This window comes from Corynebacterium sp. MSK012 (genome assembly GCF_030232435.1).
Lineage (GTDB): Bacteria > Actinomycetota > Actinomycetes > Mycobacteriales > Mycobacteriaceae > Corynebacterium > Corynebacterium jeikeium_D.
In genome coordinates this window covers 1-19,532 of record NZ_JASPJU010000009.1, presented here as the reverse complement: position 1 = coordinate 19,532, position 19,532 = coordinate 1, and the positions used below count along the sequence as shown (strand labels likewise).

16 protein-coding genes and 1 riboswitch are annotated in these 19,532 nt (G+C 57.9%); of the genes, 11 read left to right on the top strand and 5 right to left on the bottom strand.

What is annotated here, in order from left to right; translation table 11 throughout:
• Positions 1 to 72 precede the first annotated feature (72 nt).
• Positions 73 to 651 (bottom strand): C40 family peptidase, encoded by a 579-nt coding sequence (locus tag QP977_RS07315; protein WP_048731217.1) that lies wholly within the window; start codon positions 649 to 651, stop codon positions 73 to 75.
• 14 nt (positions 652 to 665) lie between these two features.
• Positions 666 to 808: riboswitch (cyclic di-AMP (ydaO/yuaA leader) on the bottom strand.
• A 413-nt stretch (positions 809 to 1,221) separates the two neighbouring features.
• On the opposite strand from QP977_RS07315, the gene QP977_RS07310 reads away from it, so the two are divergent.
• Positions 1,222 to 2,811, top strand: a complete 1,590-nt coding sequence (locus tag QP977_RS07310) for a DEDD exonuclease domain-containing protein (RefSeq protein ID WP_284847224.1) — start codon at positions 1,222 to 1,224, stop codon at positions 2,809 to 2,811.
• On the opposite strand, the gene trpD is transcribed toward QP977_RS07310, so the two are convergent.
• Complete coding sequence (gene trpD / locus QP977_RS07305) at positions 2,808 to 3,875, bottom strand: anthranilate phosphoribosyltransferase (protein ID WP_049170243.1); 1,068 nt, start codon at positions 3,873 to 3,875, stop codon at positions 2,808 to 2,810. The two genes, QP977_RS07310 and trpD, sit on opposite strands and share 4 nt — an antisense overlap.
• A 537-nt stretch (positions 3,876 to 4,412) precedes the next feature.
• Between trpD and ctaE the strand changes: the two genes are divergently transcribed.
• The 5 genes from ctaE to QP977_RS07280 all read left to right on the top strand — a co-directional run bounded on the left by ctaE (position 4,413) and on the right by QP977_RS07280 (position 10,720).
• Positions 4,413 to 5,027, top strand: a complete 615-nt coding sequence (gene ctaE / locus QP977_RS07300) for an aa3-type cytochrome oxidase subunit III (RefSeq protein ID WP_088611596.1) — start codon at positions 4,413 to 4,415, stop codon at positions 5,025 to 5,027.
• A 75-nt stretch (positions 5,028 to 5,102) separates the two neighbouring features.
• Positions 5,103 to 5,993, top strand: coding sequence for a cytochrome bc1 complex diheme cytochrome c subunit (qcrC, locus tag QP977_RS07295; protein ID WP_016423027.1), 891 nt, complete (start codon positions 5,103 to 5,105; stop codon positions 5,991 to 5,993).
• Complete coding sequence (qcrA, locus tag QP977_RS07290) at positions 5,990 to 7,201, top strand: cytochrome bc1 complex Rieske iron-sulfur subunit (RefSeq protein WP_049170241.1); 1,212 nt, start codon at positions 5,990 to 5,992, stop codon at positions 7,199 to 7,201. Before qcrC ends, qcrA begins: the two co-directional genes overlap by 4 nt.
• Positions 7,198 to 8,826: a cytochrome bc1 complex cytochrome b subunit gene (qcrB, locus tag QP977_RS07285; RefSeq protein ID WP_016423029.1), complete on the top strand. Its 1,629-nt coding sequence runs from the start codon at positions 7,198 to 7,200 to the stop codon at positions 8,824 to 8,826. Before qcrA ends, qcrB begins: the two co-directional genes overlap by 4 nt.
• Before the next feature lie 166 nt (positions 8,827 to 8,992).
• Positions 8,993 to 10,720, top strand: coding sequence for an ABC-F family ATP-binding cassette domain-containing protein (locus QP977_RS07280; RefSeq protein WP_070827218.1), 1,728 nt, complete (start codon positions 8,993 to 8,995; stop codon positions 10,718 to 10,720).
• Positions 10,721 to 10,879: 159 nt separating this feature from the next.
• Here the strand turns inward: QP977_RS07280 and ctaF are convergent, their stop codons facing one another.
• Positions 10,880 to 11,326, bottom strand: a complete 447-nt coding sequence (gene ctaF / locus QP977_RS07275; RefSeq protein ID WP_070652755.1) for an aa3-type cytochrome oxidase subunit IV — start codon at positions 11,324 to 11,326, stop codon at positions 10,880 to 10,882.
• A 35-nt stretch (positions 11,327 to 11,361) separates the two neighbouring features.
• Positions 11,362 to 12,537: an aa3-type cytochrome oxidase subunit II gene (ctaC, locus tag QP977_RS07270; protein ID WP_049170235.1), complete on the bottom strand. Its 1,176-nt coding sequence runs from the start codon at positions 12,535 to 12,537 to the stop codon at positions 11,362 to 11,364.
• A 498-nt stretch (positions 12,538 to 13,035) separates the two neighbouring features.
• Here ctaC and asnB point away from each other — a divergent pair, with 498 nt between their 5' ends.
• Entirely contained in the window at positions 13,036 to 14,961 is a 1,926-nt protein-coding gene (gene asnB / locus QP977_RS07265; RefSeq protein WP_070827786.1) for an asparagine synthase (glutamine-hydrolyzing), read from the top strand.
• 179 nt (positions 14,962 to 15,140) lie between these two features.
• Here the strand turns inward: asnB and QP977_RS07260 are convergent, their stop codons facing one another.
• The gene (locus QP977_RS07260; protein ID WP_005512007.1) at positions 15,141 to 15,482 is read right to left on the bottom strand and encodes a HesB/IscA family protein; all 342 of its coding nucleotides are present in this window, start codon (positions 15,480 to 15,482) and stop codon (positions 15,141 to 15,143) included.
• A gap of 306 nt (positions 15,483 to 15,788) precedes the next feature.
• Here QP977_RS07260 and QP977_RS07255 point away from each other — a divergent pair, with 306 nt between their 5' ends.
• The 4 genes from QP977_RS07255 to QP977_RS07240 all read left to right on the top strand — a co-directional run bounded on the left by QP977_RS07255 (position 15,789) and on the right by QP977_RS07240 (position 19,176).
• Positions 15,789 to 16,553, top strand: coding sequence for a DUF3043 domain-containing protein (locus tag QP977_RS07255; RefSeq protein WP_070605656.1), 765 nt, complete (start codon positions 15,789 to 15,791; stop codon positions 16,551 to 16,553).
• A gap of 11 nt (positions 16,554 to 16,564) precedes the next feature.
• On the top strand, positions 16,565 to 17,158 hold the full coding sequence (locus QP977_RS07250) for a bifunctional adenosylcobinamide kinase/adenosylcobinamide-phosphate guanylyltransferase (protein ID WP_070566886.1): 594 nt from the start codon (positions 16,565 to 16,567) through the stop codon (positions 17,156 to 17,158).
• A 102-nt stretch (positions 17,159 to 17,260) separates the two neighbouring features.
• Positions 17,261 to 18,298 carry a nicotinate-nucleotide--dimethylbenzimidazole phosphoribosyltransferase gene (gene cobT, locus QP977_RS07245; RefSeq protein ID WP_049190512.1) on the top strand — a complete coding sequence of 346 codons (1,038 nt, stop codon included), beginning with the start codon at positions 17,261 to 17,263 and terminating at the stop codon, positions 18,296 to 18,298.
• Positions 18,299 to 18,303: 5 nt separating this feature from the next.
• Positions 18,304 to 19,176 (top strand): adenosylcobinamide-GDP ribazoletransferase, encoded by an 873-nt coding sequence (locus QP977_RS07240; protein ID WP_284847223.1) that lies wholly within the window; start codon positions 18,304 to 18,306, stop codon positions 19,174 to 19,176.
• Positions 19,177 to 19,532: the final 356 nt, after the last annotated feature.

Genomic DNA, 19,532 nt, shown 5'->3' with positions numbered 1-19,532 from the left:
CCCCTCGGTAAAAAGAGAGCCAAGGCTCTGCGGGGTATCAAGGCCCCGCAGGTTGTCATCCGTTCAAACAGATTAGAAGCGGACGAAGTTGTGAACCGGCATGTAGTTCATCGGAGCTTCCTTGACGACATCGCCGGACTGCGGAGCGTGAATCACGTTGCCGTTGCCGGAGAAGATGCCGACGTGGGTAGCGCCAGAGTAGAAGGAAACGATGTCACCCAGTGCCGGGCTGGAGACCGCGGTACCCTGGGAAGCCTGCGCCTGGGAGGTACGCGGGATCGACTTACCGACCTGCTGGTATGCCCAGGAGGTCAGACCGGAGCAGTCGAAAGAGTTCGGACCGGTAGCGCCCCACACATACGGGGAACCGATCTTGGAACGTGCCGCGGAGACGATAGCCGAACCAGTGGACGGTGCTGCAACGTTTGCAACGCTGCCGGAGGTAACCTCACCTGCGATGTCGTTGAACTTGCCAACAACATCCTGCATACCTGCAACCTGCGGGGTATCGAAGCCGTTCAGTGCGCCCTGGATGTCGTTCAGCGGGTTAGCGTTAGCGGTCGGAACTGCGAGAGCGGTAACGCCGGCGACAGTTGCGCCAAATGCGACTGCGTTGCGTGCAAAGTTAGAACGGCGGTGGTGCTTGCCCATTGTTTTGAAACTCCAAAATCTTCCTGTTTAGCCGACCGGGTTAGCTGACGGGTTCGGAAGAATGGAAGACTTCCTACCCTCCGGGATTTCCCTTTGGGATTCACCCCATGGTTCGAGGTGGGTCCCCGGCTCGAATCCCCTGAGGCTCTCACTACTTAGACCCTCAGGACCTTCGATAAGGCTCTGTGTTTTCTTATCAATGACCGGCACCAACTCAGTGGCCCCGTTTCAATGTCTCGATAAGGTTACGAAATGGCATCAAGTTTTGTCTAGCCGTTTGCCCAGAAAACCGCTCGAGGCCCGGTTGTTACCATCGATAGAACTAAACCGTTACCAAGCTGTTACAACTAGACACTCCCCCTATAGCGGAATAATAACAGTTTGATAAACGTGTCACTACCTGGCATTTTGAAGTCCGCCGAGAACTTTACACTTAATGCCTTAAAGTCGACACATTTTTATCGCGGGCTCAAAACGTGTTTTATGTCACACTCCAGCTTGCAACAGCTCAATTTGCTCAAGTTTCACAGTTTTAACACCACTAGGAGCGCTCAGCATAGGATTATTGACGTGAATTCAGGACAACAGCACTTCCCTCTCGAAGGCTCCGTCGATGATTCTCTTTTCAACACCACCTTTGTCGTCGTAGACCTGGAAACGACCGGATTGAAGGCCAAAAACGACCACATCATTGAAATTGGGGCCATCAAAACCCGTGGCGGTAAGACAATTGGCACCTTTTCCAGCTTCATCGACCCCGGTATGGAGATCCCCGACCACATCACATCTCTGACCGGCATCACTACCGCCGATGTTGAAACCGCCCCACAGCTCGGCACAGTTATTACTCAGTTCCTCGAATTTGCCCGGGGAAGCGTCTGGGTTGCGCATAATGCCAAGTTCGATATTGGATTCCTCCGCCAGGCTTGCACAGATTTGGGCCTAGATTGGCCGAGCCCCAGTGTCGTAGACACCCTCACGTTGGCGCGTCGCGTCCTCGACCGCTCACAAGTTGGCAGTTTCAAGCTCTCACAGCTCGCACGGTACGTCGGTTCTCCGAATCGCCCCACCCACCGGGCGCTTGACGACGCAATCGCAACCGTCGACGTCCTTCACTACCTCGTGGAGAGACTAGCTGGCGATGAAGTACAAACAGCGTCCGAGCTAGTGCACTACTCGCCCACCGTCGCTCCAGAGGTTCGTGCTAAACGGCACCTTGCCGATGGAGCTCCGCACACCCCTGGTGTCTATGTTTTTCGGTCAAGAAATGACGACCCCTTATATATAGGTACAGCTCTCGATTTGCGACGTAGACTTCTGCAGTATTTCAACGGTACTGATTCTCGTCGCAAGATTACGGAAATGGTCTCTCTAGCCGAACGCGTCGAGATCATCGAGTGCCCGCACGGCTTCGCTGCAGAAATTCGCGAGGCTCGTCTGATCTCTGCACTCCGTCCGCCCTACAACCGACAACGCACCGAACCAACCCGCGGCTGGTACATCGTCCCCACTAGCCCCGGTCGGCCTGCCAAGATTAGCCGGGCAGTCACCGACGCCCGCAGCCTAGGTCCTTTCCGCACGCGCGACACCGCTACTGCCATCCGCGACAGGTTCTCCGCGCTTAACGACGACTTTGCGATAACAACCGCTCAGATCTCCACCACCGGCGCAGACGAGATCGCAGACATGATTGCAGAGATATCAGCACTTGCCGAAGCACACCGCTTCCAACGCGCGGCAGTGCAACGTGACCGCGCCGCGGAGTTCATTATCAGCTTGGACAAGCAGCAGCGCCTGAGCATGCTTGCAGCCATCCCATCTCTGCAAGCCGCTTTCCCCGATGGCAATGGCGGCTGGCATCTAGCGGAAATTCGCTACGGCAGGTTGGCCGGCGCCAGCACCGCACCACGTGGCGCGGAAATGAACTACATCATCGAGCTCATGGAGAGTTCAGCCCAAACAGTCACTCCAGATGATTCCTTATATAAAGGAGCATCGATTGATGAACTCAGTATTATCTGGAAATGGCTGCAGCGCCCGGAGGTACGAATAAAGCCCACCGGAGGCGAGTATTCCTACCCTAGGTTAGGCGCAGGAAAATACCTTCAGTGGGCAATTGACGCGCAGCAAGCACGTCGTGAAGCGCGACGCGAACCTTAACCCTTCATCGCCGCGGTAAGGATGTCCAGGCACAGCCCCGACTGGAGCGTTTCCTTGACCTCTTCAATGGAGTCGGCCATAGCTTCCTTTAGTGGACGGCCACTCAGACCACGCGAAATGGCGATCGCGGCAGCGGAGTTAAGGATGACTGCATCGCGAATCGGACCTTCGAGTTCGCCAGCCCAAATGCGACGTGCAACATCAGCGTTGTAAGCGGGGTCACCGCCACGCAGCGCGTCAATTTCGGAGTACTCCATGCCATAGTCATGTGGATCGATGACATCTTCGGCAACTTCTCCGTTTTCCACAATAAAGACCTTGGTGGGACCAGTAACGGTAATCTCGTCGAGACCATCGCTTCCGCGAACCACCAAAGCGCGCTGACCACGGCGGGCGAAGGTGTCCGCCATCGTCTCCATCTGATCTTCGAAGGCACAGCCAATCAAGCTCGCCTGCGGGCGTGCTGGATTCGTCAGCGGCCCCAACAGGTTGAAGACTGTCGGAACCGCTAGCTCCTTACGCACCGGTCCAGCGAAGCGCATGGCCGGATGAAAGCGAGCGGCAAAGAGGAAGCGCACGTAGAAATCCGGATGTTCCGGAGAAGTAACGAGACCGTTCTCAATGTCGATGCCAAAGGCCTCCAGCATGTCAGCTCCGCCCGACTTCGAAGAAGCCGCGCGGTTACCGTGCTTGAGCACCGGCACACCACTGGCAGCGATAACAATCATGGACATCGTGGAGATGTTGACGGTATTTGCGCCATCACCACCGGTGCCGACGATATCGACTGCTCCACGCTCAATAACACCGGCGAGCTGTGGATCATGAACTGGGCGGGCAAATGAAAGCATGCCTTCAGCCGCAGCATCGAGCTCGGCAGCCGTAATCCCCTTGGCGAGGAGACCGAAAGCAAACGTTGCGGTCTGCACGTCTCCGGAAGCACCAGACATGATCTGATCCATGGCGAATCGAATGCCCTCACCGGAAACTTCGCGGCCAGCGCCAATCGTGGAGAGAACATGGCGCCAGTTCTCGACCGCCCTCTTATCGCCGATCTCGCTCATCGCCACTCCCTTCCACTAGATAGTCAAGTCTGTACCCGTACAGTATTAATACAACTGCACCTAGGTACTACTGGTTATCCGGTCCACCAGGTGCACCACATCACAGGGCTTTTGAAAAATCCCACCGTGATGTACGTAATAAGACAAGATACCTCCCCCATATATCCAGCGCATCACCAGGTCCACCTTTTGCGTTCGCCGAAAATCTCACCCCCATTGGGGCAACTGGAAAAATACGATATTAAACAGAGCCGAACCTGCGATAAACTAACCGACAGCTGATGCCGCAGTATCGCAAACCCAGGTTCACCGGAAGTGAACCTGGCAGTCCAGGGGGGATGGACACCGCGCACCTCGGCACAACAAAGCCCTCGAATTCACCCGCGTCGGATAAGGACACTGGAAAGTTCCCAACAGGGGGAAAAATTAGTGAAATTCTCAGAAACCTTTTCTCGCGACCTGGGATTTTAGGAATTTTTATACAAAAACGGGGGTTGCAACGTGACTACTCCTTAAGAACAGTACATACTGTTAGTTGTGACGAGCGCAGTTGAAAATCAAGGTATGACAGCACCACGTCGTGCTGCGACACTGAACCGACCGAATATGGTCAGTGTCGGCACGATTGTGTTCCTGTCTCAGGAATTAATGTTCTTCGCCGGTCTGTTCGCGATGTACTTCGTGTCACGCGCGAACGGCCAGGGCGATTCGTGGGATTGGGGTACCGGCCACCTCAATGTCCCGTACGCACTATTGATCACCGTGATCCTAGTGTCGTCTTCGTTCACTGCCCAGTGGGGCGTGTTCGCGGCCGAGCGTGGCGACGTTTTCGCACTCCGTAAGTGGTACGCACTGTCTACCGCCCTGGGTGCAATCTTCCTCGTCGGCCAGGCTTACGAGTACTTCACCCTGGTTAGCCACGGTCTGACCATTCAGAACTCCATTTACGGTTCGGTCTTCTTCATCACCACCGGATTCCACGCAGCCCACGTCCTCGCGGGTGTGCTGGCTTTCGTTGTGGTGCTTATCCGTACCTCCAAGGCGAAGTTCACCCCGGCACAGGCCACTGCTGCCATCGTGGTCTCGTACTACTGGCACTTCGTCGACGTCGTGTGGATTGGCCTGTTCATCACCATCTACTTCATCCAGTAGGCCGTATTGGCCGTCCTTTGTTTAGTACGGCCTACAGCCCATCCACTTTCCACGAACAGTCTTAAAGGGAAAAAGATGGAAAACACTACCTCCGAAACCAAGGACACCACGTCCTTGGCTGCGGCCCCGAAGTCAAAGGGCCGCCGCAAGATGCGCCGTACTGCCTCCGGCATTATGGCTATGGCTCTCGCCCTCACCGGCGCGGGCTTCCTCGCTAATGCTCTGACCCCTGATGCACAGACGGCTACTGCTCAGCAGGATGAAGCCGCAATGATTCAGCAGGGCAAGGAGCTTTACGACGTTGCTTGTATTACTTGTCACGGCGCCAACCTTCAGGGCGTTAAGGACCGCGGCAAGTCGCTGATTGGCGTCGGCGAAGGCTCGGTTTACTTCCAGGTTCACTCCGGTCGTATGCCGATGCTCCGCAACGAGGCTCAGGCAGCACGTAAGACCCCGCGTTACTCCGAAGAGCAGACGCTGGCTATCGCAGCCTACGTCCAGGCTAATGGTGGCGGCGCCGGCATCGTCCGCGACGAGGACGGCTCCATCGCTATGGAGTCGCTGCGCGGTAAGAACGCCGGCCCGAACGGTGAGCTTGACAAGGCTGACGTTGCTCGCGGTTCCGAGCTGTTCCGCCTGAACTGTGCATCCTGCCACAACTTCACCGGTCGTGGCGGCGCACTGTCCAGCGGTAAGTACGCACCGGTCCTGGATCCTGCAAATGAGCAGGAAATCTACCAGGCAATGCTGACCGGCCCGCAGAATATGCCGAAGTTCTCTGACCGCCAGCTGTCTGCTGACGAGAAGAAGGACATCATCGCCTACATCAAGAACGCCAAGGAAACTCCGACCCCGGGTGGTTGGGGCATTGGTGGCATCGGCCCAGTTGCTGAGGGCCTTGTCATGTGGATTGTAGGCATTGTCGCTCTCGTAGCGGCCGCTCTTTGGATTGGATCCCGCCGATGAGTAATAACGAAAACAAGAAGTACAGCTCCGAAGAGCTGTCGAAGATGAGCAATGCGGATCTCGCTCGTCTGGGTGCTGAACTCGATGACGTGACCATTGCTTACCGCAAGGAACGCTTCCCGATTGCCAACGACCCGGCTGAAAAGCGCGCGGCTCGTGGTGTCACCATCTGGCTGGCACTGTCGGTCATTCTTGGCCTGGCATTCATCGCCATCTACCTGTTCTACCCGTGGCACTACAAGGGTCACGGCGAAGAGGGTCTGTGGTTGTACACCATGTACACCCCGCTGCTGGGTATCACCATCGGTGGCTGCATCGTCACCCTGGGTATTGGTGCAGTTAAGTTCACCAAGCGCTTCATTCCGGAAGAAATTTCGGTTCAGCGCCGCCACGATGGTCCGTCCGAAGAGGTCGACCAGAAGACCATCGTTGCCCTGCTGAACGATTCTTGGCAGACCTCCACCCTGGGTCGTCGCTCCGCTATCAAGGGCCTCCTTGGTACCGGCGCCGTCCTGGCTGGTATCGGCATGATCCTTCCGCTTGGCGGCATGATTAAGAACCCGTGGAAGCCACGCCACGACGTTGACGTCACTGGTGACGGCACCCTGTGGACCACCGGCTGGACTCTCGTCGAGAAGGGCCACAAGGTTTACCTGGGTCGCGACACCGGCGCTATCGCTGAAGAGGGCGTACACGGCTACACCACTAAGGGCGTTTCCCGCCTGGTTCGCCTCCGCCCAGAGGACCTGTCCGCAGGTTCCATGGAGACCGTCTTCCCTCTTCCGGAGGAGGACGTCAACGACGGCGACAAGTACTCCAAGGATGCTGATGTCTACGAGGCACACATGCACTCGATTCACGGCTCCCGCAACTCGGTCATGCTGATCCGTCTGCGTTCCCAGGACGCTGAAAAGGCAATCCTGCGCAAGGGTCAGGAAGACTTCCACTACGGCGACTACTTCGCCTACTCGAAGATTTGTACACACATCGGTTGCCCGACTTCTCTGTACGAACAGCAGACGAACCGTATTCTCTGCCCATGCCACCAGTCGCAGTTCGATGCACTGCACTACGGCAAGCCAGTCTTCGGTCCAGCTGCTCGCGCTCTTCCAGAGCTGCCGATCAGCGTTGACGAAGAAGGCTACATGTACGCAGAGGGCAACTTCATTGAGCCCGTCGGTCCGGCATTCTGGGAGCGTCAGTCATGAGTAATCCAACGAAACTAGCAACCGCTGCTAAGAATATGGATGACCGCTACACCCTGTCTGGCGGCATGCGTAAGCAGCTCAATAAGGTATTCCCTACCCACTGGTCCTTCCTGCTGGGCGAGATTGCACTCTACTCCTTCGTAGTCCTGCTTTTCTCGGGTGTTTACCTGACTCTGTTCTTCGACCCGTCGATGTCGAAGGTCATTTACGACGGTGCCTACGCGCCGCTCAACGGTGTCGAGATGTCTCGCGCCTACGAGACCGCCCTGCAGATCTCCTTCGAGGTTCGCGGTGGCCTGTTCATTCGCCAGATTCACCACTGGGGTGCTCTGCTGTTCGCCGTGTCCATCATGGCGCACATGTTCCGCATCTTCTTCACCGGCGCATTCCGCAAGCCGCGTGAGGCTAACTGGGTCATCGGTTCCATCCTCCTGCTGCTGTCCGTGGCAGAGGGCTTCATGGGTTACTCCCTGCCGGACGACCTGCTATCCGGTGTTGGTCTGCGTATTATGTCCGCAATCATCATCGGTCTGCCGATTATCGGCACCTGGCTGCACTGGATGATGTTCAACGGCGACTTCCCGGGTGACATGATTATCCCGCGCCTGTACATTGCACACGTGCTGATTCTCCCGGCCCTGCTGCTGGGTCTGATTGCCGCTCACCTGGCTCTGGTCTGGTACCAGAAGCACACCCAGTTCCCTGGCGCAGGTCGTACCGAGAACAACGTCGTCGGCGTTCGTATTCTCCCGATCTTCGCAGTCAAGTCCGTTTCCTTCGGCCTGATTACGTTCGGCTTCCTGGCGCTATTCGCTGGTATCTTCCAGATCAACGCAATTTGGAACCTTGGCCCGTACAACCCGGCGCAGGTTTCCGCTGGTTCCCAGCCGGATATCTACATGCTGTGGACTGACGGTGCTGCCCGTGTCATGCCGCCGTGGGAGCTCTACTTGGGCTCTTACACGATCCCGGCAGTCTTCTGGGTCGCCCTGCTCTGTGGTGTTCTGGTTGTCCTGCTCTTCGCTTACCCGTTCATCGAGGCGAAGATCACCGGCGACAACGCCCACCACAACCTGCTGCAGCGTCCGCGCGACGTGCCGGTTCGCTCCGGCCTGGGTGCCATGGCTTTGGTCTTCTACACCCTGCTGACTCTGTCCGGTGGTAACGACCTGATCGCATACCACTTCCAGATCTCGCTGAACGTGATGACCTGGGTTGGCCGTATCGGTCTGATTATCCTGCCTCCGATCGCTTACTTCGTCACTTACCGAATCTGCATCGGCCTGCAGCGCTCTGACCGCGCTGTCCTGGAGCACGGCATCGAGACGGGCATCATCAACCAGCTGCCTGATGGTTCCTTCATCGAGGTCCATCAGCCACTGGGTCCGGTCGACGAGCACGGCCACGCCGTTCCGCTCGAGTACCAGGGTGCTTACGTCCCGAAGACCATGAACGAACTGGGTGCCGCTGGTAGCCCGGGTCGCGGTAGCTTCTTCAGCCCGGACTCCCCGGAGATCGCCGAAGAGGCAGCTCGTATCGAGCACGAGAACCACGAGCAGCAGGCTCAGATGTTCCGTGACCTCGAAGCTCAGAACGCTGAAGAGCGTCGCCAGCTCGAGCAGTAAAATTCCGCGGTAGGTTTTCTACTGCGCTCAAATAAGACCACCCCGGTCCGCATCCACTTCGGATGTCGACCGGGGTGGTTTTTGTTACCCAGATTCTTCCGATTTCGCCTTGACCCCACATATGTCGGATACCAAATCTGCTGTTTACCAGTACTAAAATGGACATATGTCTACCAGTCCCTCCCCCACCACCGATCTTTCGAACAACGCCACACAGCTTGTCGCCAACGGTGTCAATTTCGACTACGAGGCCACGCCTGTTCTGCGCGATGTCTCGCTCACGCTTTCCGACGGCGATGTCCTCGGTCTGGTTGGAGACAACGGAGCCGGCAAGTCCACACTTCTTTGGCTACTATCTGGTCGTCGTCGGCCCACGAGCGGTACGGTGACTCATATTGGCACGCGTGTCCTCGGCTCTCAGGAGCTGGAAGCGCCTTTCGACTCCACGGTGCAAATGCTTATCGATGAGGCCCTCGGCCCCTCGAAACGTCGTTTAGCGGAGCTAGAAGAAGCAGCTGAGGCGATGGCCTTAGCAAAGACCCCAGATGAGTCTGAGGCGGCAGAGAAGGCGTATTCGAAGGCCTTCTCGGACGTCATGGCTCACGATGACTGGAACGCCGAACATAATGCGGAGATTGTGCTCGACCATCTCGGCCTGACCGGTACTGCTCCGGACGGCGCTCCCCTGACAGAGCAACTAACCACGGAGATTTCCGGCGGGCAGCGGGCGCGGCTGGGGCTCGCGATTACGCTCATTCGAAAGCCAGAGATTTTGCTTCTCGACGAGCCCACCAACCATCTCGATGAACGCGGTCGCCAGCTCGTGATTGACACCATCCAGAACCACCCTGGAGTGGTTGTGGTGGCAACACATGACCGCGACTTCCTGGATGCCGTTTGTACTGTAATTGGAGACTTGGTGCCGGGGCGCCCTGGTATTGGGCTGTTCCGTGGTAATTACTCCGACTACGCGAAGCACCGTCGCCACCAGCGTGAGCTATGGGAGCACCAGTGGCGCTCGGAGGAGCATGAACGCAATCGGTTGGAAGACACCATCGAGAATGGCGCTCGTGAGGTCTCACCGGGTCGGGAAATGACGGACAATAACAAGATGGCTTATGACCGCCGTGGCGGTCGTGTAGAGCGGCAAATCGCCCGCCGCGTGCGTTCGGCTAAGCAACGGCTGGAGGAACTCATTGAGGAAGGTGTGGAGCGTCCACCGGCACTACTGGGCTTTGATGCCCCGTTGACCGCACCCTTACCGACCAAGCGCGCTGCTTCGGGCAGCGATGAAGATTTTCACATCAAGATGCGCGGTGTGATCGTCCCAGATCGAATTCGGGTTGGTTCACTGACTATTCGTCCCGGAGACAAGGTCGTGATCACCGGCCCTAATGGGGCCGGCAAATCTACTTTGTTTAAGACGATCATGGGGCAAGTTGAGACGCAGGCTGGCGAGGTGCGTATCGGCGAGAACTGTCGAGTAGCCATGCTGGCTCAGGAACAAGACTGGGAAAACCCAAAGAAGTCCGCCCGTGAGTTGTACGACCTTGCGCCCTATGCCCGCGTGCCTCTCGACGACTTTGGATTGCTTAGCCCTGAGGATGCCAATCGACCGGTAGGAAGCCTCTCCATCGGCCAGCAGCGCCGGGTGGCGTTAGCGTTGGTCGTAGCCAACCCGCCGGAGATCTTGCTGCTCGACGAGCCTACGAACCACCTGAGTGTGGATCTGATCGAGCAGGTCCAAGACGCGATCGCATCTGCAGAGGGCACAATTATTGTGATTACCCACGATCACCGCATGATCAACTCGCTCGAAGCGCGTCATCTGCAGGTGACTGACGGTGAGGTCATCGAACTACCTAAGGGGCAGAAACCCATCGAATTCGCCTGATGCGGAATCATATATTGACTACAGATCCTAACCGGCGAGGTAACACCAGTTAGGATCCCCAACTCGTCCAAACAAAAAAGTCTCTCCCACTAACACCGTTGTTAGTGGGAGAGACTTTTCGGTTATCTACGACTGTGGTTCAGTCTGATTGCACTCGGACTAGTGCTTCTCCGGCGGAGTGATGTACTGAGTGTTGAGCTTGGTGCTGGAGACGATCAGGATTACCGCGCCAAGGACAATCAGCCAGTAGGCCATGAATGCGATGCCGTAGCCCAGGAGCAGGATGCCCATGGTCATCACGAACGGCCAGATCGAGCTAGCGGAGAAGAAACCGAGGGTACCTGCACCGTCGGCAATCTCTGCCTCTTCGAAGTCAGCCGGGGTGATGTCGGAGCGGCGCTCAGTGAAGTGGAAGTATCCACCGAGCATCAGAGTCATCAGAGCTGCGAGGACCAGGCCGGTTGCGCCAGCCCACTCGAGGCGACCATGGCTTTCGTTGATGACGTTACCGGTGTCCTGAAGGTACTGAGTGCCGAAGATGTAGACGACAGCCATGACCCCCAGGAACACGGTAAGTCCGTAGAAGAGCTTTGCTGCAGACTTCATTTGAGAACTTCCTTTAGGTAAGAATCTTGCTGGGTTTACTTGGCGGTCGCGTTCAGGTCAATGGTGTTAGCACCACGGTCACCCATGTCGCGGGTGTCGACACGACCGGAGTTGAACGGCGAAGTGGAGACTGCGAATGCCGGCTCACCGATGTGCTTCAGAGCATCAGCGTTAGTAGCTTCTGGGTTCTCCTGGCGGAACTTGATGTACTCGGTGAATGCCTCGCGGGAGACAGCACGAATCTCGAAGTTCATCATTGCGTGGTAAGTACCACACATCTCAGCACAACGGCCGACGAATGCGTTCTTGACCTTGTCGCTCGGGTTGTCCTCCGGGCGGTTAGCCATCTTCTCCGAGTCGATCTTCTCAATCTGGAAGATACGGTTGGACTTGTTGGCCTCCGGGTGCGGGAACACGTCACGCTTGAAGAGGAACTCCGGAACCCAGAAGGAGTGAATCACGTCAGCGGACGCGAGGTCGAACTGGATTGCAGTGTCTTCCGGAACAACGAGGACCGGAACCTCTTCGGTGGTACCGAGGGTCTCAATCTCGTCATAGTGGAGGTAGTCGAGGCTCTCCTTGGAGCGACCGTGAACCGGGTACTCCTTCTGCTTTGCGCGATCCTCAGCGGACGGAACCTCGTGGCCGCCCTCGGTGAAGAACTGCTCATCAGCCGGCTTCTCAATACGACCGTTGTATTCCTCGCCGCCCATCAGGTCAGCGGAAATGTTGGCGTAACCGAACTTCCAGTTCCACTGGAAACCGGTGACGTCGACAGTGACCTCCGGATCCTTATCCAGGGCAGTCACCTTGTCCTGCGTCTGAACGGTGAAGAAGAACAGAGCCATCACGATCAGAATCGGCAGAATAGTCAGAGACAACTCAACCGGAACGTTGTATGCAGTCTGGCGCGGGAACTCGCCCTTGCCCTTCTTCTCAGCCTTCTTGGCTGTGAAGTTTGCCATCGAGTAAAAGGTGAAACCCCAAACAATGATGCCGATAATCCAAGCTGCAACCCAGGTCCAAACCCAGAAGTTACCCATGGACTGCGCTTCCGGGGTAACACCTTCCGGCCAACCAAAGCGGAGCAGCTTGAAGAAGCCGTTCTCCGGAGGATTAACATCACAGCCGGCAAGCAAGGCTGCGCTACCGGCGGCAACGCCGAGGACGCCGAGCTTACGGGCGACTCCGAACTTTCTACGCTGATTCACGTGTGTCTGCCTTCCTGATCCACACAATTTTCGATAACCGATTAAGGTTTCGTCCTACCCAAGCAGAGTAGTCGATTCTTAAGCTTTCTCCACAATAAATATGGCTGTGGGGTGCCTTTGAGTATATCTGCCCTAATAAAATACTGAGAAAGACCCGCCTATCGGGGGTGGCATTCTCACCAGTTACACCCTGTTGCCGCTCCCAAGTCTATGAATTTTTTAGTGTTTGCGCCACGAGCTGACGCCCACACCGTTCCGCATAACCCCGCGCCGAGGCCAGACACGGCGAGCTAAGACATTCTCCCTTTTCCCCAAAAGGCATTAAAGTAGGTGCAGCATTTCTATGTGGCGCCAATCTGGGGTTCAACCCAACTACTCAGCCACGCGGCGGTTCTTCATGGCCACCGGTTCAGACGACAGTCAGTCGCGCTGAGCCTCTAGCTACGAAGCCGTCAAAATCCACTAAGTGACACTAACTGAAAGGTGCGCGCACGAAGCATGTGTGGTCTTCTCGGAATCCTGACTGCAAATTCTGACGCAGCGGAGCTCGTTCCCGTTGTCGAAAGGGCTCTGCCCTGCATGCGGCACCGCGGTCCTGACGATGCAGGCACGTGGCACGATGAGGACGCAGTTTTCGGCTTCAACCGCCTATCCATTATTGATATTGCTCACAGCCACCAGCCGCTGCAGTGGGGACCAGAAAATCAGCCGAATCGGTACTCCATGACCTTCAACGGCGAAATCTACAATTTCGTCGAACTTCGCGAGCAGCTGGAGAAGGAAGGTTACGCCTTTAATACCTCCGGCGATGGCGAACCTATCGTCGTTGGGTTCCACCACTGGGGAGCCGACGTCGTAAAGCACTTGCGCGGCATGTTCGGCATTGCTATTTGGGACAGCGTCGAGCGCAAGCTTTTCCTGGCGCGCGATCCGTTCGGCATTAAGCCTCTCTACTACGCCACCACCGAGCGCGGCACGATTTTCGGTTCTGAGAAGAAGTCCCTGCTGGAGGCCGCGCCGGAGATGGGCATCGATGCGAAAAAGCTGAATAAGCGTGCACTGGAGCACTACGTCGACCTGCAGTACGTGCCGGAACCGGAGTCTCTGCACACTGACATCGTCCGCCTGGAGTCGGGCTGCACTGCCATCGTTACGCCTGGTGGCGAAGTTAAGCAGACCCGCTACTTCAAGCCTAGTTTCCCGATTCAGCCAGTCACTAAGGGCGCTGAGCAGGACGTTTTTGACCGCATTGCCCGTGCGCTGGAGGACAGCGTCGAGAAGCATATGCGTGCCGACGTCACGGTGGGCTCGTTCCTGTCGGGCGGTATCGACTCCACTGCGATTGCAACTTTGGCTAAGCGCCACAACCCGAACCTGCTGACGTTTACCACTGGCTTCGAGCGCGAGGGCTTCTCAGAGGTCGATGTGGCTGCCGAGTCCGCCGCCGCCATTGGCGTCGAGCACATTGTGAAGGTCGTCTCGCCGGAGGAGTTCGCCGGGGCGATTCCGAAGATTATGTGGTACCTCGATGACCCGGTAGCTGACCCTGCACTGGTGCCGCTGTACTTCGTGGCCGCAGAGGCTCGTAAGCACGTTAAGGTCGTACTGTCCGGTGAGGGCGCAGACGAGCTCTTTGGTGGTTACACCATTTATAAGGAGCCGCTGTCGCTGAAGCCGTTCGACAAGGTTCCATCTCCCCTGCTGCGCGGTCTGGCTAAGGTCGGCGAAGCTCTGCCAGAGGGCATGCGCGGCAAGTCGCTCCTGCAGCGAGGCACTACTCCGCTGGAACAGCGCTACTACGGCAATGCTCGTTCCTTTAACTTTGAGCAGCTGCAGGAAGTGCTGCCGTGGGCCAAGAAGGAATGGGACCACAGCGATGTCACTGCGCCGATTTACGCGCAGTCTGAAGGCTGGGACCCGGTGACTCGGATGCAGCACTTGGATCTGTTCACCTGGTTGCGTGGCGACATTCTGGTCAAGGCGGACAAGATCACCATGGCTAACTCCCTGGAGCTGCGCGTGCCGTTCCTCGACCGTGTGGTCTTCGACGTTGCACAGACGCTGCCGGTGGACATGCGTGTTTCTCACGGCACCACCAAGTACGCACTGCGTCGCGCCATGGAGCAGATTGTTCCGGAGCACGTGCTCAACCGCCGCAAACTGGGCTTCCCGGTGCCGATTCGCCACTGGCTGGCAGGCGACGAGTTGCACGGCTGGGCCGAGGACATCATCCGCGAGTCCCAGACCGAAGAGTTCATTAATAAGGACGCCGTGCTCAAGATGCTCGCCGAGCACCACCCAACCGAGCGCGACCACTCCCGCCGCCTCTGGACCATCCTGGCCTTCATGGTCTGGCACGGCATCTTCATCGAAGACCGCATTACTCCGGACATCGAGCAGCGCGACTACCCCGTCGAGCTCTAGCTCGCTTTACGACGGTCCCCGCGATTCAGCCCCATCCTGCCCCGGCAGGCTGTCACCATCGCTGGGGCAACCAATAGAAAAGGCTCGGACCTCACTCAGTTAACAAGAGTGAGGTCCGAGCCTTTTTACTATCCGACGCTTTTCACAGCGTCTGCTGACAGCTCTGCTCAGCTAATGACTTAGTTGAAGGAGTCACCGCAAGCGCAGGAGCCAGTGGCATTCGGGTTATCGATTGTGAAGCCCTGCTGTTCAATGGTGTCAGCAAAGTCGATGGTGGCACCGGACAGGTACGGAACCGACTGGCGATCAACGACCAGCTTGACGCCACCGAAAACTTCGGCGACATCGCCGTCGAGGCTGCGGTCATCGAAGTAGAGCTGGTAGCGCAGGCCGGCACAGCCGCCCGGAGCCACGGAAATACGCAGTGCCAGGTCGGTGGCACCTTCTTGGTCCAGAAGTGCCTTTGCCTTGGCAGCCGCAGCTTCGGTCAGGGTAACGCCAGTGCTCTGAGCAGTAGTCATAGCGCGTGTCCTCCTTGTTGAAGTGTTTAAGAATGCGAGTCGACCCCAAGGTCGGCTACGTCATTATTTATCACAACCTTACCGGCCAGTCTTTAATTCCCAATTCTGGGTTCTCTTTTTCTTTCTCTTTATCGAAAGTCTTTTTGCCGCCACATCGCAACCACACCACGGCTTCCCACGCCACAAGCGCACTCTTCCCGCCTGCCCCGCGGCGGTCATCCCCAAAACCTCGCCCTTGCCCCGCCCCTGACCCTCAACCTGCAACCTAATTAGGGAAGCACCTTGGAGACCTTATAATCTGGGGTCGTGAATCTACCGTGGAAAAAGAATGACAAAAAGTCCAAGGCAGCTGACGCAGCTAACGCTGACGCAACCAACGCCGGAGACGTAGCCACCGACGCGACCGCATCCAGCGGGGCCAAGGGCACCGCTTCGGAGTCTCAGCAGCCCGAGAAGAAGCACAGCGGTGCTTTTACTCCCAAGAAGGGGCGCCCCACTCCGAAGCGCAACGAGGTTGAGCGCGAACGCGGCATCCGCCGTGGCCCGGTCGAGGCGCCGCTGACCGCTAAGGAAGCTCGCCAGCGCCGCAAGGAGCTCAAGGCTTCCATGTCCAAGGAAGAGCTCAAGGCCGCCAAGGCACGCGAGCGAGCAGAGCGACGTGAGCAGCGTCGCATTGCCGACGAGCGCATGGCCGCCGGCGATCCGCGCTACATGCTGCCACGCGACCAGGGCGCTGAGCGCAAGTTTGTCCGCGACTGGGTTGATTCCCGTCGCTTCCTCGCTAACGTGTTCCTCCCGTTCGCGCTGATTCTGCTGCTGATTATGATGATTGGCACTTCCCTGCCGAAGCTGGCCAACATCGCATCTCTCATCGCTATGGTTCTCATCATTGCCCTGATCATCGAGGGCATCTACATCGGCCGCCGTGCCATCAAGCTGACGCGCGAGCGCTTCCCGAAGACCACCGAAGGGGCCTGGGGACTGGGCTTCTACGCTTACTCCCGCGCTTCTCAGCCGCGTCGTCTGCGTACTCCGCGTCCGCAGGTCAACATCGGCGACGAGATCAAGTAGCCTCATCTGCCATGCGCACTCTGGTTCTCGGTGGCGCCCGCTCAGGCAAGTCCTCATGGGCTGAGCACGAGCTGCTGGCCACCGCCGCAGCCTCAACCGGCGATGCCTCAGATGCTGCAGCCTCAACGGTGTTGCACTACATCGCAACAGCACGGCCCTGGCCCGGTGATAGCGATTTTCACTCCAGGGTTGAGGAGCACCGCATTCGTCGTCAAGCACAGGCAAAAGAGCACGGAGTGGCCTGGCACACGGTTGATGACGTCGATGCGGTGGAAGCTCTCGCGTCGCCGGAGCGGCGCATGCTGCTGGACGATGTCGGCACCTGGCTGACGCACATCATCGACGTGCAGGGGCTGTGGGAGGCGCCGAGGGGCAGCGTCTCGCCGTGGACGCACTCGCTTGTCGACGCCGTGCGCAACTTCCCCGCAGATTCCGACCTGTTCATTGTGTCGCCCGAAGTGGGCTTCGGTGTCATTCCCGAACACCGCTCAGGGCGGCTTTTCCGTGATGAAATTGGCCTTCTCAACCAACAGCTCGCAGCTGTCTGTGATCGTGTTGTCCTAGTTGTGGCTGGCTGCCCCATGGAAGTCAAGGCGGCGAACTAGATTCACTCCACGCCGCTTCCCCTATGACGGTCTGCCTAGCAATGCGAATAACTGTGCACCAATGGTCGGTAGACAAATCGTTTTCGGGTAGCGTTTGAGAGTATGAACGCGGATTATTTTGGACCGGTAGCACGCCCTGACGAAGAGACTGAACAGGCCGCCCGCGCGCGCCATGAGCAGTTGACTAAACCCGCAGGCTCACTTGGCCGGTTGGAAGAACTCGGCATTTGGATTTCGGCGTGTCAGGGAGAATGCCCTCCGCGTGACCTGGACGATTGTCGTGTTTATGTCTTCGCTGGTGACCACGGTGTTGCCCAGGGCGGGGTGTCCGCGTACCCGTCCGAGGTGTCTATTCAGATGCTTGCCAATATCGAGGCAAAGGGTGCCGGCGTGAACGCTATCGCTGACATCGCGGGAGCCACTGTTACCGGTGTGGACATTTCCCTCGACCACGATGCCGAAGGGCCATACCGTATCCGTCGCAGCTGTGGTTCTATCGACCGCGAGGATGCGATGAGCGAGGAGGAGGTCGATAAGGCCATCCGCACGGGCATCGCGATTGCCGACGCCGCCGTTGATGAAGGCGCTGACCTGCTCATTGCCGGCGACCTGGGCATCGGAAACACCACTCCAGCCGCGGCGCTGATTGGTGCCGTGACCAACTCCGAACCGGTGGTCGTCGTCGGCCGAGGCACTGGCATTGATGACGAGGGGTGGAAGCTCAAGGTCGCTGCCGTACGCGATGCCATGTTCCGCGTGCGTCGCCTGCGCAATGACCCGGTTGAGGTGCTCCGTCGTATTTCCTCGCCGGATATGACCGTGATGGCCGCGTTCTTGGCGCAAGCAGCGGTTCGTCGCACTCCTGTGATTTTGGACGGAGTGGTTGTCACATCCGCTGCTCTGCTGGCTGACCAGCTCGCTCCGGGCGCCCGCGATTGGTGGGTCGCCGGCCACAAGTCGGCAGAGCCCGCGCACGCGCTTGCCCTTCGACACCTGGATAAGGAACCACTTCTCGAATACGGGATGCGTCTTGGCGAAGGCTCCGGCGCCGTCGCTGCCCTACCGCTGGTCAAGTCCGGCGTATCGGTCCTGCGCAACATGGCTACTTTCGCCGACGCAGGCGTAAGCACCAAGGACTAATCGACTTGTCCGACAAAGCCGGCCCGTCTCGCCAGGACAACCTCGACGGCGATCCCTCTGCTCACGGCAATGCCGTCGCTGAGGCCATCACCACTGCCCTGTCCTGGCTCACCATCCTGCCTTTCAAAGGCGCGAGCGTGTTTGACCGCATCACCGGCCGTCGCGCCATCGCCGCACTGCCAGTAGCTGGGCTCGTTCCTGCCGCGGGTGCAGTTCTCATCACGGCGGCGCTGTTCGCAACGTCGTCGTCACGCACGCCCACGCTTTACGACGTCACCCCGATCCTCGGCGGCACCCTGATTATGGTGGCGGCACAGATGTTGACCCGCGCGATGCACCTGGATGGGCTGGCGGATGTGGCGGATGCCCTCGGCTCGTATAAGCCGCCGGAGGGGGCGCGGGAGGTGCTGCGCGATCCGAGCACCGGCCCAATGGGCGTGGGCTCCATCGTGCTGACGATGTTGACGACGACGACTGCTTTTGCCGTGATTGTGGCTAGTGTGCTGTCGCAGTGGTCTGCTGGTCAGATGTGGCCTGGTGTGGTTGCGCTGTGCTTGCCTTTTGTAGCCTCTCGCGCGGCAGCAACGACTGCCTGCTGGCGCGGCTTTCCGCCTTTTTCGAACAGCGGCTTCGGCTCTCTGACTGCCGGTACTCAGTCCACAGTCACGGTGACCTGCTGGTGGATACTGCTGCTCGCTGTGTCGGGCTGGGTGGTTGGGCTCGTGGGCGTAGTCGCTTGTGCACTGAACTTTGGCGTTACACTGCTGCTGACGCGGCATTGCGTGAAGAGGTTTGGCGGAGTCAACGGCGACGTGTTTGGTGCGGTCATTGAGATAACGTGCGCTGTCTGTGCCGTGGCACTTGCCATAGGGTTCTAGCAGGGAAAATGCGCGCATTGCCCCCGTTGGGGTTTTCTTTAAAAAGAACTATTGACGGTCGCTTTGACGCGGACGTATTCTGAGGGCACACCGCCGGGAAGGCGGAGTACAGGAGGCTCGTTTCGGGGCTCGCCCAAATTATTTTGCGCCGACCGTTTGCCGGGGCGCCAAGAACGAGCACACCTTCTAGCCTCCCAGCTAATTAAAAAAGCGCGTCCCGCCGCAGCGATGCACGGGGCGCGCTTTTCTTTGTTGGGGTGGCACTCCCAGGTTTGGGTTCAGGGTTAAGTAAAGAAAAGTGTGTCTTTTCCGGGCGTGTTGCGGTTATTTGATCCAGCCTTTTTGGATGCCGAGGT

Excerpts from the sequence above, each read along its gene's own strand:
- ctaF (WP_070652755.1), bottom strand. The coding sequence starts at position 11,326 with ATGAAGTCTGCAGCAAAGCTCTTCTACGGACTTACCGTGTTCCTGGGG.
- QP977_RS07280 (WP_070827218.1), top strand. The coding sequence starts at position 8,993 with ATGTCTACCAGTCCCTCCCCCACCACCGATCTTTCGAACAACGCCACA.
- qcrC (WP_016423027.1), top strand. The coding sequence starts at position 5,103 with ATGGAAAACACTACCTCCGAAACCAAGGACACCACGTCCTTGGCTGCG.
- QP977_RS07250 (WP_070566886.1), top strand. The coding sequence starts at position 16,565 with ATGCGCACTCTGGTTCTCGGTGGCGCCCGCTCAGGCAAGTCCTCATGG.
- cobT (WP_049190512.1), top strand. The coding sequence starts at position 17,261 with ATGAACGCGGATTATTTTGGACCGGTAGCACGCCCTGACGAAGAGACT.
- asnB (WP_070827786.1), top strand. The coding sequence starts at position 13,036 with ATGTGTGGTCTTCTCGGAATCCTGACTGCAAATTCTGACGCAGCGGAG.
- trpD (WP_049170243.1), bottom strand. The coding sequence starts at position 3,875 with ATGAGCGAGATCGGCGATAAGAGGGCGGTCGAGAACTGGCGCCATGTT.
- QP977_RS07315 (WP_048731217.1), bottom strand. The coding sequence starts at position 651 with ATGGGCAAGCACCACCGCCGTTCTAACTTTGCACGCAACGCAGTCGCA.
- QP977_RS07260 (WP_005512007.1), bottom strand. The coding sequence starts at position 15,482 with ATGACTACTGCTCAGAGCACTGGCGTTACCCTGACCGAAGCTGCGGCT.
- qcrA (WP_049170241.1), top strand. The coding sequence starts at position 5,990 with ATGAGTAATAACGAAAACAAGAAGTACAGCTCCGAAGAGCTGTCGAAG.
- qcrB (WP_016423029.1), top strand. The coding sequence starts at position 7,198 with ATGAGTAATCCAACGAAACTAGCAACCGCTGCTAAGAATATGGATGAC.